The 12,996-nt window shown below is 63.8% G+C and carries 4 protein-coding genes; 2 read left to right on the top strand and 2 right to left on the bottom strand.

The window, feature by feature from the left end:
• Positions 1-19: 19 nt before the first annotated feature.
• The gene (locus B2W22_RS24845; RefSeq protein WP_286939950.1) at positions 20-1,432 is read right to left on the bottom strand and encodes a DUF2252 domain-containing protein; all 1,413 of its coding nucleotides are present in this window, start codon (positions 1,430-1,432) and stop codon (positions 20-22) included.
• Positions 1,433-1,883: 451 nt separating this feature from the next.
• On the opposite strand from B2W22_RS24845, the gene B2W22_RS24840 reads away from it, so the two are divergent.
• On the top strand, positions 1,884-3,113 hold the full coding sequence (locus tag B2W22_RS24840) for an MFS transporter (RefSeq protein ID WP_056563913.1): 1,230 nt from the start codon (positions 1,884-1,886) through the stop codon (positions 3,111-3,113).
• Between the two features lie 246 nt (positions 3,114-3,359).
• Complete coding sequence (locus B2W22_RS24835) at positions 3,360-3,968, top strand: hypothetical protein (protein WP_286939949.1); 609 nt, start codon at positions 3,360-3,362, stop codon at positions 3,966-3,968.
• Between the two features lie 172 nt (positions 3,969-4,140).
• Here the strand turns inward: B2W22_RS24835 and B2W22_RS24830 are convergent, their stop codons facing one another.
• Positions 4,141-12,867 carry a GH36-type glycosyl hydrolase domain-containing protein gene (locus B2W22_RS24830; protein WP_286939948.1) on the bottom strand — a complete coding sequence of 2,909 codons (8,727 nt, stop codon included), beginning with the start codon at positions 12,865-12,867 and terminating at the stop codon, positions 4,141-4,143.
• Between the last annotated feature and the right edge of the window lie 129 nt (positions 12,868-12,996).

Genomic DNA, 12,996 nt, shown 5'->3' with positions numbered 1-12,996 from the left:
GGGCGTCTGAAAGAAGACTTCAAATGCGGAAATCCGCTGCCATGTCTTCGTCGCTTCGGGCTTCCAGCTTTCCAGAGCGGCACGCACGAATGAAGGCCGTATAGTCCGCTTCATTCTGATCGGCGTAAGCCAATGCGTATTTGTTCAGCGCGTCGGAAAAGCCCTCTCCACGCCCCAGATAGGCAGAAATCTCAACGGCCTTCCCGCCGGCTTTGGCGTGGGCTCGCGCCATCGCCCAGCCACAAAAGCGGGAATAGCCCAGGAGCAAGGTATTGCTCATACGCTCGATCTCCGCCGACACCTTCATGTCACGCAACTGCCGGAAATAGAAGTTCCGGCCAGCAGGCCCGGACGTCCAGCCAAGAAAGGCATCACTTGCGCCTTGCAGCAGCCGCTGTCCGACCACCACGCGCTCGCCCTGGTGCTTCTCCCCTGACGCGGGGTAGTAGTCGGCGATCACCGAATTGCGCGCTTCCTTGACTTGCAGGAACAAGGGTTTCCCATGTCCATCGATGAACAGCATCACCAGACAGAAAGTTCCCACGCTGCCTACACCGACGACCTTGAAGGCGATATCGTTCAGCGTGTAGTGCCGTAGCAAGGTGCGCTGGTCGGCAGATAGCGTCTCGGTATAAGCCTCGAATGCCTTGGCCAGCTTGCCTCGCCAGGCATGTGTATCGGTCCAGTTGCTGGCGGGGCCGAGCAACGAGGCCGGGCCCGCCGGATGGAACAAGGCGGGCGGGGCATCTTGAATTGTCCAGGCGCCGTCGCGCTGCACGGCCATTTTGCTCAATACGCTGTCGTGGGTACGGGTTCCGGCCTTTGCAATCGCCTTGTCGATGAGTTTGCGCCCCTCGTCCGTTGCTGCACTGTCCCGCAACCGTTCGAACGAAAGGATTTCGTGCCACATTTCGAGGGCGCTGAAGCTGGAGTACTCGCGCATGCGCGCAGCGTATTCGAGGACGGCCGTGTGTATGAAGTCGCTGATCGTGCCTTTTTTAGCGCCCGCATGTTGACCGGCGATCGCCAAGCTCGCCGCAAGGCGCTTTACGTCCCACTCCCATGGACCCGTCGCGGCTTCGTCGAAGTCATTCAGATCGAAGACAAGTTGTCGTTCCGGTGTCGCAAAGCCACCGAAGTTCATCAGATGGGCGTCACCGCAGATCGGAAAGACGATGCCGGAATCGACGGTCCCCGCAAGGTCGTGGGCCTGGAGGATCGCGCTGCCTCGAAAGAAGGTGAACGGCGACACCGCCATGCGCCCATAACGCAATGGAATCAGTGCCTCGACGCGGCCAGCACTATTGGCTTTCAGAAGCTCGATGGGATCACGCGCCGTGTTGCCGATCTGCGCATGTTGAGATCGCTTCGCTCGGCGCCGCGCCTGCCGGCCTACCGTTTTCCGCTCCGCCAGGGTTTGGGGTTCAACCATTTTCGCCCTCTGGTATTTAAGGAAATACGTACGAGTGACATGCGGACGGGCAAATCAGCGAGCATCCCGGAAGACGCAATAGACGCTGGCTAGCGATCTGGCAAAGCGGTGCGGCTTGGTTGCTACTTCGAAAGGCTACACAGATTTAAGACGAAATCAATGATGGATTTCTCGTGTCTGGCCAATTATCGCGAAGCCTGGCACGCAGCCTTATCTTGGTGCTTCGGGGGGGCTTCCGGGCTCGACCTGGGTTTGCGAACGATTCCGCGAGCGCCAAGTTCGACGACCAGGCCCGGCCCATCTCGGCCGGGGGCGGGCTTTGAGGTCGCCCTGAACATGCAGATAGTCACGGGCGACGGTCCCATCGGCGAATCAGACGCCGCGCAGTAGGTATCATTTCGCCTGGCTTTAACGAGAGATCACCCTCGTCACCATCTTGGGTCCCGCCGCCATGAAGAGCTCTTCCACCGCATGGGTCATGCCTGTAGTCGCCATTTTTACGCTACAGACTGTCTCCGCGTTTCTTTCACGCCTCATCCCGATCGTTGCCACTGCAATGTCCGAAGAGTTCGGATGGAGCGGTAGTTCCATCGGTTACCTGACTGCGAGCAACGCTTTAGGCGGCCTGATGATTCTCGTTGTCGGCTCGTCCATGCTTAGGCAAATTGGAGGAACGCGCAGTCTGCAGCTTGCGCTGGTCTTGGGAACGGCAAGCATGGGACTTTTCTATTACCCGAGCATGGCCGTAGCCCTGGTGGCCTGCTTTGCCATGGGTATGAGCAACGGGGCTGCGAACCCGGCGGGCAGTGAGGTGCTGCAGAGATTCTCGCCGCCGGAGATGCGCAATCTCATGTTCTCGGTCAAGCAGGCGGGTGTTCCTCTGGGCGGAATGATCGCGGGGCTGTGTATTCCCGTAGTGATCGCCCTTATCGGTTGGCGTTTGGCCCTCATTGTCTGTGCGGTGATTGTATTGGTACCAACCGCGCTGACCTGGCGATTGAGCGAGATCTTGGATGTGAGAGGTTCGGCGAAGAGGCGGCGGACATCCATCGTGCCTACGCTGCACTCGTTACGCATGCTCAGCGTGCCGTTGGCATCGCTAGGAAACAATCCCGGCTTGTTGAAGATGTCGATTGTGGGCAGCCTGTTTGCCGTATCCCAAAGCTGCTGGTTCGCATTCACCGTGGTTTACCTGGTGGACAGGCTGGGCTTTTCCTTGAGCTTGGCGGGTGCGATATTTGCCGTGATGCAGGTAGGGGGGGTCGTCGGCAGAATTGCGTTGGGTTGGCTCTCGGACCGCTTGGGTTCGGCCACGGGAAGCCTGTCGATTGCTGCCCTGTTCTCTGCAGGCACGACAATTCTCTTGGGATTTACCACTGCGCAATGGCCGCTGTGGTCTCTAATGGTTCTAGCCTTTGTCGCTGGCTGTTCCGCGGCAAGTTGGAACGGTGTGCAAATTGCGGAGGTTGCCCGGCGCTCGCCGGCCCACCAAATCGCGGAAACTGCTGCGGGCGCCTCGATATTGGTCAGTTTGGTGAACATCGTGGCGCCGGCTGCTTTCGCGGCGACGGTGGCGATCAGCGGCAGGTACGATATCGCGTTCCTTTGCGCCGGAGCATGCTCGTTGTTGGTGCTGTTTTTCTTGCCTCGGGATAGGCATACTTCCCCGGCGCCTTCTTGAACATCGTGATGAACGCGGTGACGGATTTATACCGCCCCGCGCCAGTCGGCCGGCGAGCGGAGCCAGACTATGGAAGTCATCGAATCATTCGTCCCATTTCTTACCTTGTTCGACTGTCAGCGCGCAGGTGAGCGCAATGCACAAACCAGCTTGATTTTGGCGTCTACAATCTGACGCGTTGGGTACTACGCCTACACGTTGCGCTGGTTCGTGTAGTGCTCGGGTAATACACGCACCAATGGATCCATGCAACGCTTTCTGACCACGCTGCTTCTCTCCGCGCTTGCCCTTCTGATGGCGGGCTGCGCGTCGACCAAGACCTACACCGAAAACGTCTCCACTTTGATGGTGTCGTCGGACGGCAAGACGTTTGCGGTGCTGGGCCCGCAGTATCACTATCTGTTCGACATGCCGCCCGCGATGGCGCAGGCGATGAAAGCTGACTTTCGCACCCGCCTGACCGCAGGGATTCCGCGTAACTTTTATGTCGGGGCCGACGGCTTCACGTGGGGCTACGTGCGCTTGCAACTGAAGGACAACGCGACGCCGCGTGATCGGGAGCAGGCGCTGGCCATGCACTTTCAGACCACAAAGGAAGGGATGGTCTATTACACCCACCACCTCAAGGGCAAACGCTATCTTGCCCGGCCGGCGACGCCGGGTGCGGCGCAGGCGGGCGGATCCACGGAGACGGCGCTGGACCAGTCGTATCGCATTACGGTGCAAGATTCGCAAGGTAGCGCGGACATGGCGCGCGCGCTGTCGCCTGTGATCTTCCTGGCGGGCACGGGGTTTGTCGTGGCGAATCCGGGGATCGTGCTGTTCGCTTTGCCGGTGGCGGGATTGGAGCCCTAAGCGGCCTGTCGTTTTGCGCGCGCGACATGTCCCGGAATAGAGCGGCCATTCCCAAGTGATTGAGCCATCAACCGTTTTGAACGCGTCACGGTATCCAGGCAGGCACGTGGCATCTTCCACAACACACTAATAGGTATCTATTGGTGCGCTCTACGGTGCAACGGCGGGGAGATCACGCCTGTAACACGATCATGACCTCGCGATCCCTTCCGTCGTCCAGCAAGGGGATTTCACCCGATTTCTGCAGCACTCCATCAAGCGTCACGTACCCCGCGCCATTCTCGGACTGTCCGCGCAGGGCGGTCACGGAGTACACCGTAGCCCCGTGCCGGTAGTGCAGCTTGAAGGCGTTCCAGTCTGCGGGCAGGCAGGGGTGAAAGCTCATGGATGCGCCGCGCCGGCGCATCCCCAGCACCGATTCCAGGATCAGGCGGTACATCAGGCCCGATGAGCCGGTGTACCAGGTCCAGCCGCCACGGCCTCGCTGCCCGGGCGTGGTGTAGATATCGGCGGCCATGACATAAGGCTCCACCTTGTAGACGGCAGCTTTTGCGGGGGAGTCGGAATGGCTGATGGGGTTTAGCATCGTCAGCAGGTCACCGATTCGCGCATCTTCGCCAAGGCCGCAGAATGCCATGGCGGTCCAGATGGCGGCGTGGGTGTACTGGCCGCCGTTCTCGCGCACGCCAGGCACATAGCCTCGGATGTAGCCGGGATTCAGGCCAGAGGAATCAAAAGGCGGATCCAGCAGTCGTATCAGTCCGCGGGCGTTGTCGATGAGCCGGTCGTCCACGGCCTGCATGGCCAGGCGGGCGCGGTCCTCCCGGGCGGCGTCCGACAGCACGGCCCAGCTTTGGGAGATGGCGTCGATCTGGCATTCCGGATTCTCGGCGGACCCCAGGGGGCTGCCGTCGTCGAAATAGGCCCGCCTGTACCACCCGCCGTCCCAGCCGGACGCTTCAAGACACAAGCGCAGCCGGGCGGCTTCCGATTCGCAGTGCGCGGCGAACGCCAGGTCTTCCTGCGCACGGGCCACTGGCGCGAACCGCGTCAGCGTGTCGTAAAGGAAGAAGCCGAGCCAGACGCTTTCGCCGCGTCCGGCTTCTCCGACTTTGTCCATGCCGTCGTTCCAGTCGCAGGAGCCGATCAGCGGCAAGCCATGCGCGCCGCCGGCGCTCAAGGCGTGCGACAAGGCAAGGGCGCAGTGCGCGTACAGGCTTGCGGACTCCCTGGACGCAATGGGGTGGTCGTAGTTGGAAGACTCGCCGGGGTTAAGCAGGCGGCCCTCAATGAAGCCCACTTCTTCAGCCAGCACGCCTGTGTCCCCCGTCACCTTCACATAGTGGCAGGTGGCAAACGGCAGCCACAGGTAGTCATCCGAGCAGCGCGTGCGCACGCCGCGGTTCGTGGGCGGATGCCACCAATGCTGCACGTCCCCCTGCACGAACTGCTGGGCCGCGCAGCGCAGCAGGTGATCGCGTGCCAGGGCAGGGCGGGCGAGCACCAGCGCCATGACGTCTTGCAGTTGGTCGCGAAAGCCGTAGGCGCCACCCGACTGGTAGTGACCGCTGCGCGCCCACAGCCTGCAGGCCAACGTCTGGTAGAGCAGCCAGCCATTGGCCAGCGTATTCACGGCCGCGTCCGGGGTGTCGATGCGCACGACACCCAGCGTGTCCCGCCAATACCGCCTGACCGCCTGGAGTTCGCTTCCGGCCGCGCCCGGCTCGCTGTATTGGCGCACCAGTTGCCTGACTTGTTCGATACCCTGCGCCGACGCGCCGAGGTGAAAGAGGATTCGCACGTCCTGACCGTCCTCCAGCGTGGCGGGGACTTGGATGGCCGCGCAGGGATCGAGTCCCGCGCCCGTCCTGCCCGAGAGCCGGCTGCGGCGCAACGCTTGCGGGTGGCGCAGGGTGCCGTTCCTGCCGATGAACTCCTTGCGGTCGCCGGTCATGGTCCGGCTCGCGCTGCTGGTGTCGAACCACGCGATGTGCCTGGCAAAATCCGTATTGAAACTGTTGCGTGCCAGCAGTGAACCGGTGTCGGGATCGATCTCGGTCGTGACGTGCATGGAGGTCTTTGCGCGCAGGTCGCCAAGCACCCATTCCACGTAGCCGGTTGCCGACAGGCGACGGCGCCGCCCCGACCGGTTGCGCAGCGTCAACGCGTAGAACTTCACCGGCGCATCCTGGGCGACATAGACGCACAGTTCAGATTCGATGCCGTCTTCCCAGTGTTCGAACACTGTGTAGCCAAAGCCGTGGCGCGTGACGTAGGCGGACTCGCCGCCCGCCGGATAGGGCGCAGGGGACCAGCAGTGGCCGCTGATCTCGTCGCGCAGGTAGAAGGCTTCTCCGCAGGCGTCGCTAACCGCGTCGTTGTGCCAGGGAGTGAGGCGGTACTCGTGGGCGTTATCGCTCCAGCTATAGGCCTGTCCGCTTTCGGACACGACAGTGCCGAAGCCGGCATTGGCAATGACGTTCACCCAGGGCGCCGGCGTGCGCTGGCCCCGGCTTGTGGTGATCACGTATTCCTCTCCGTCGGGCGTGAAACCGCCCAGCCCGTTGTGATGTAGTAGCTCGGACTGCTCCTGCGCGGCGGCCGCTTGCGCGGCAGGCGGCAGGGGCGGCGTCGAGATCACCATGGGCGGAGTGCGGATCTCCGGCAGGCCCAGGCGGTTCACCTGGTTCGCCAGCGTACCCAGCGCGTCGCTGAGCGATATGCGCGACACCGCCAGCAGCAGCGTGCGGTCCTCTTCCGATATCTGGTCGCCGGGGCGCACAAAGATACCGCCCGGGCGGTCGATGATGTGCGCCTCCACGCCCGCGGAGATCAGACCCATCATGCGGTCCTGAAGCGCCTGGCGGTAGCTGCCCGTGTCCTCGTTCCAGATCACCAGATCCACCGCCACGCCCTTCTGCCGCCAGTAGGCATGCGCCTGGACCAGTTGGCGAACCAGCTCGAAGTTTGCCGGATCCTTGATCCGGAGCAGCACGATGGGCAGGTCGCCCGAGATGGCGTATCCCCACAGACCCGATTGTCCCCGGCGATTCTTCAGCAGCGTCGCCGCCTCCGCGCGCATGGCCGGGTTCTGGTAGACGATGGCGTTGGCAAGCCGCGCATAGAGCTGGGCATCCGCCTCGGTGGCGTTCAATTGGCGCACGAGTACCTGCGCGTGCGTCCACGCCAGTTCCAGGGCCCGGTCGGCCAGGTGGCGATCCCGGTATTTGCTGATCAGGTTCATGCAGGCGCTGCGGCTGTCGCCCACGCCCTGCACCAGATCGATCACCGCGGATTCCTCCGCCTCCAGGGTGATCTCGCAGCGAATCGCGGAGATCGGGTCCAGCACCGACCCCTGGCTGTTCGTCAACGGCGCGTCGCCCTCCAGCGCCTGGGGATCAGCCGCCGAGCGGCCTCGGCCCAGGAAGATGGACCGGTCGGTTTCATAGGACGCCGTACCGGGATTGCCGCCATGGATCGCCAGAAGCTGGAACATTCTCGGCGGATTGTCCGCCGGGCTGCGGCCCCGGCGCGAGCACAGGATGGCGCGTTCGGACGGAACGATCTCGGTCTGCACAAAGAGATTGCTGAACGCCGGATGCAGTTCGTCCGCCATGGGCGGCGCGATGACGATCTCGGCATAGCAGGTGATCTCTATGGTCCGCCGTTCGCGGCTCCGGTTCGTCAGGTGGCAGCGCCGCAGCTCGATATCGTCTTCCGGCGACACGACGATTTCGGTATGCGTGTCGATCTGATGGTCGGTGCGGCGGAATTCGGCCCGTCCCTCGGAGAAGATGACTTCGTAGTGGTTCGGCCGCGTCAGGGTAGGCTGGTGCGACGTGGACCAAATGGCGCCGCTGTCCTTGTCCTTTAGGTAGCAGAACGTGCCCCAGTTGTCGCAGGTACCGTCTTCGCGCCAGCGGGTCACGGCCAGGTCTCTCCAACGGCTCGAGCCCGCGCCGCTGTTGGTGACCATGACGTGATAGCGTCCGTTGGACAGGAGCTGCACCTCGGGAATGGCGGTGTCGGCGGTATCCAACACGCGCACCGATGCCTCTGGCAGTCCCGACGCGGTGCTGCGGATGACCGATAGTTCCACGGCCTTGGTGTGGGCCGCCGCCGCGCGAGGGATCCGCTCCTGCAGCAGGAGCAGAGTGGCCTGGAAGGACGGATCGGCTTCAAAGCGCGCCTGCATCGTGCGTCCCAGCAGCACGCTTGCGATCGATAGGAACCCCATTCCCTGGTGGTGCGCCATGTAGGCATAAATGATGGCGCCGGTCTTGCCCGGCGGCAGGCGGCGCGGCGTGTAGTCGATGGCCTCGTAGAACCCGTAGCGACCCAGCAGGTTCTCCTTGGCCAGGCGCTGCAGGTTCCTGCACGCCTCGTCGGGTGACACCATCAGCGCCAGAATGGATGCGTACGGAGCCACCACCACGTCATCCGCAAGCCCCCGCTTCAGACCGAGGCCCGGCACGCCGAACGCCCGATACTGGTAATTCATGCCGATGTCGAACAGGTTGTACGCGCTTTCGGACATGCCCCAGGGAATGCCGAGCTTGTCGCCGTACTCGATCTGGGCGCGAACGGCCGACTTGCAGGTCTGCTCCAGCAGAGTATGCGCGTAGGACGGCATGACGAGCCGCGGCATCAGGTATTCGAACATCGAGCCACTCCACGACAACAGCACGGTGCCGCCCGCGGCGCTGCTGAGCTGCCTGCCCAGGGCAAACCACGTTTCCTGCGGGAGCTGGCCTTGCGCGATTGCCACGAAGCTGCAAAGGCGGGCCTCGGAGGCCAGCAGGTCGTACAGGCCCTCGTCGCGCCTGCGCTCGGTCAGGTTGTAGCCGATGGCCAGCAGGCGGCTGCCCTTGTCGTACAGGAACCCGTAATCGGCCACCGCCATCTCGGCCAGCGTGTCGGCCAGCAGGGCAATCAAGGCGAGGCGTTCGCGGGCCCGCTCGCTCGCCACGACCACCGAAAGCTCGGTCTCCAGCAGCCATGCCCGCTCGTCGGAGGAAGTCTCCGGCAGCGACAGCCGCGCGCGCAAGGCGGGCAGCAATCCCGTGGCCTGACCCGCGACCTGCTGCAAGGTCGGCACGGCGTTCAATTCGGGCATGTCTCCCCATCCGACGCCGGCGGGCGAGGCTCGCCAGGGCGCAAGCAGAGCCAGCTCATCGCGCGCGGCCTCGCATTGGCGCAACAACGCCTCGCCGTGCCACAGCGCCTGCGCGAATTCCGGCGCCGCGTAGCGTGCGGTCAGGCCGGCGGCCAGTTGGCATAGCCGGTCGAGATGTTGCCTGGCTTGCCCCAATGTCGCGGGACCTGCCAGGGTGGCGGACGCCAGTGCGTCGGCCAGCGCCTCCAATTCGGGCGAATCGTCGGTCGGGACGGCTTCCCGCAAGACCGCGAATGCGTCGGCGCAACCCTCGAATGTTCGGGGATGCAGGATGGACGCATGCGCCAGTTCCAGCAGGCCGGGGCGCAAGGTGAGCAGGTGGCCGGCAAGGTTGCCGCTGTCCACTGTCGAAATGTAGAGCGGGGCGAGCGGCTTCAGCGTGACAGTGTCGTACCAGTTGTAGAAGTGGCCCAGATAGCGCTCTAGCGTCGCCATGGTGCCCAGCGACGCCTGCGTCTTTTCCAGCAGACGGCCCGCCTGCAGGTAACCGAAGTCGTAAGCGGCCAGGTTGGCCAGCAGCGCCAGCCCCAGGTTGGTGGGCGAGGTGCGGTGGGCGATGGCCGGGGACGGCTGGTCCTGGATGTTGTCGGGTATCAGCCAGTTGTCTTCCGCGCCGCCGTGGCCGTCGAAGAATGACCAGGTCTTGCGCGCCAGCATTCTCAGGAACTGGTTTTGGTCGAGAGACAAGTCGATCCGGGCAAGCACCGGCGGGCGGCTCAAGCGCCACGCGATGGCAGGCATCGCCACCCATAGTGCCAGCACCGGCAAGGAAGCCACCCAGGCCGATGGGTTCAGCAGCATCACACCTGCGCCGATGGCGGCGGCGAGCACGGGCGAGCCCCAGACGGAAAGCAGGAACGGACCGGAACGCGTCCCGCTGTCCTGGTTGGTGATGCTTGACGCCTTCCATTCCAGCAACCGCCGGCGCGAAATCAGCCGGTACAGCGTCCTGATGACCGCGTCCAGGCTGTACAAGGCTTCGTGAGCCAGACTGGTCAAGGAAAACGCCGCCCGCGTGAATTGCTGCAGCGTGGGCGCCAACCAGCCGACCAGATGCCGTGACAGCTCGACGTCTTCTTCTTTCCTTACCCCACTCAAGGCGGAGGCGAACAGGGCGGGCAGGAACAGGATAATCACGCAGGCGACGGTCCACAGGTACGGGGTCGGCAACAGCATCCAGCCCAGCGCCAGCAAAAGCACAAGACTGGCCGGGACCAAGCTGCGGCGCAGATTGTCCAGGATCTTCGCGCGCGCCAGCGCAGGCAGGGGCGGTCCGCGTTCCGCGCCCGGGGCTGCGGGCGCGCGGCCGAACAGCCAGCCCAGCAACTGCCAGTCTCCCCGTATCCAACGGTGCCGGCGGCTGACGTCCGCGACGTAGCGGGCGGGCTGCCCTTCGAATAGCTGGACGTCGCTTAGCAGGCCCGAGCGTGCATAGCAGCCTTCCAGCAGGTCGTGGCTCAGGATCCGGTTGTCCGGGAAGCAGTCCTTCAATGCCGCATCGAAGGCGTCCACGTCGTAGATGCCCTTGCCGATGAAGGACCCCTCTTTGAAGATGTCCTGGTAAACGTCCGAGACTGTGTTGGTATAGGGATCGATGCCCGGATCGCCACCATTGAGGCGTGCATACGGCGACGCCGACAGGTCGTTCAGGCTTACCGTCACCCGGGGCTGCAGGATGCCGTAGCCGCGCGTTACCCGACGCGTCGCTGGGTCGAACTGCGCCTGATTGAGCGGATGGGCCATCGCGCCAACCAGCTTCCAGGCGGTTTCCCGAGGCAAGTCGGTGTCGGTGTCCAGCGTGATGACGTACCTGGTGCCGGCGAGCGCCGCCAAGTCGCCCACCACGCAGGAAAATGCGTCAGCGCCCTGGCCGCGAAGCAGGCCGTTCAGATCGGCCAGCTTTCCTCTTTTTCTTTCGTAGGCCATCCAGATCCGTTCCTGTTCGTTCCAGCGGCGGGGGCGGTGGCAGAGGTAGAACGGGCTGCGTCCGAGCGTCCGATATTTCTTGTTCAGGGCCTGGACCTGCGCCTTGGCGCGCTCCAGCAGCAGGGCGTCCGACGGCAGAAGCTCCGACGCGGCATCCGCGAAATCCGTCAGCAGGCAGAAGCTCAGGTTGTCCCCGGGATTCGCCAGGAAGCGGATCTCCAGCGCTTCGGCGAGCGTATCCGCGTCATCCAGGTCGATCAGCATCGTGGGGACGGCGACCAGGCAGCGGGCATCGTCGGGGATTCGCTTGGCGTAATCCATGCGCGGCAGGCGCTGGGGGCGCACCAGCCATGTCAAGGACCAGTTGACGATCGCCACGGCGAGATGGCTGGCGGCCAGCACGGACAGCAAGGCGAAGCACGCCATGGCCCAGGGGCCAGCTCCCGCCCCATGGGCCATCGTCAGCAGCAGCGCGCTGACCGCGCCCGTCAGGAGGATGATGGCGCCCGCATACAGGCGCAGCGCGGCGCGGGGGGAGATGCGGGCCAGCCTTTCCGCCATGCTGGATCTAACCTTGGCCTGTTTTGCCAGCTCGTCCTGGCCCTGGTCGATCAGGTAGAAGCCCACGTGCCCGCGACGCGGATCGACGCCAGGGGTCGGGTCGGCCGCCGCTGCGGCGGCCAGGTCGATCGCCATGGCGGCGATCTCGGTTTCGGCATGGTCAGAATTGCGCGCCATCCGCTCCACTCGATGGCGGTAGTGGTCTCGGGTGGGAAAGTCCATGCTCCGGTAGACGTTGGCGGGATCCTGGCTCAGGGTCCGGTCCACGATGCTGACGGCTTCCACGAAGTCGTTCCAGTTCGTCTTCGACAAAGTGCGCAGGCTGCCGATGCTGTTGCTGATCGACACCTGGTCGGCGGCCTGCTGCTGGTTCTCGGCGAGGACCATTTGTTCAATGGTCAGGTTTGACTGGGCAAGCCGCTGTTCGAACCACGTCAGGGGCAGCGCCAGCGCCGGGCCGTGCCCTTGGAGCCGTCTGACCAGTTCCGCGACGAACGAACCGTCTATGGGGGGATTCGATCGCGCCATGTTCGCGATGACAAGTATCAGACCGGTGGGATCCTCCTCGGCAGATTTGCGCATGGTGTCGGCCCACGTGTCCGCCAGCCCGCGGTTCATGTTCGCGTACGCTAGGCGGATGGCGACGCGGCGCAGGTTCTCGATCAGGGCCAGGCGAATCATGATGGGAACCGCCCACAATTCCCCCAGTTGCAGCGGCGCAATTGATTGATAGGCGGCCACGAACGCCTGGATGCCCGTGGCATCGATCCGCGCGTCGCTATGGGAAATCATCTCCAACGCAATGTCGTACACCCGCGGCAGCCCTTTGGAGGGGCCCGCGTCCAGTTTTGGCAGACTGCGGAAGTAGCCCTTGGGCAAGTGCCGCTTGGCCAGCCGGATCTGCTCTTCGATCAGGTAGAAATTGTCCAGCAGCCATTCGTCGGCCGGGGTGATCCGGCGGTTCTGCCGCATGGACTCCATCAGCAGCGCGCAGGCCTGGGCCAGCAACTTCTGGTTTTCAGTCAACCGCGGCAGCAAAGTGTCCGGCGGTCGCGATGTGCCCACCAGATGCGCGCCCGCCAAGGCCTGGCCGTGCTGCTCCATCTGCAGGGCGCTGAACAACTCCGCGCGCAACGGCGGCTCGCTTTCGGCGGAGTTCGGCGTGGCCTTGCTTCGGGTAAACAGGTCTATCCACTCGGGCGCGGCTTCGAGCGAGGGCCAATCAATGGGTTTCATGGCCATAGATTGACCAAGCACGACCGCAGGCTCTGTACGCTACCGCACGGACTCCCTTCACAGCCTGTGGCATAAGCGACCCGAGCCCCGCATTCTTGTGGGGCCGGTCGTTCGGCTTGGAGGAACAGC

The organism is Achromobacter sp. UBA4530 (genome assembly GCF_002388205.1).
Lineage (GTDB): Bacteria > Pseudomonadota > Gammaproteobacteria > Burkholderiales > Burkholderiaceae_B > Achromobacter > Achromobacter animicus.
This window is presented reverse-complemented; position numbering and strand designations above follow the sequence as displayed.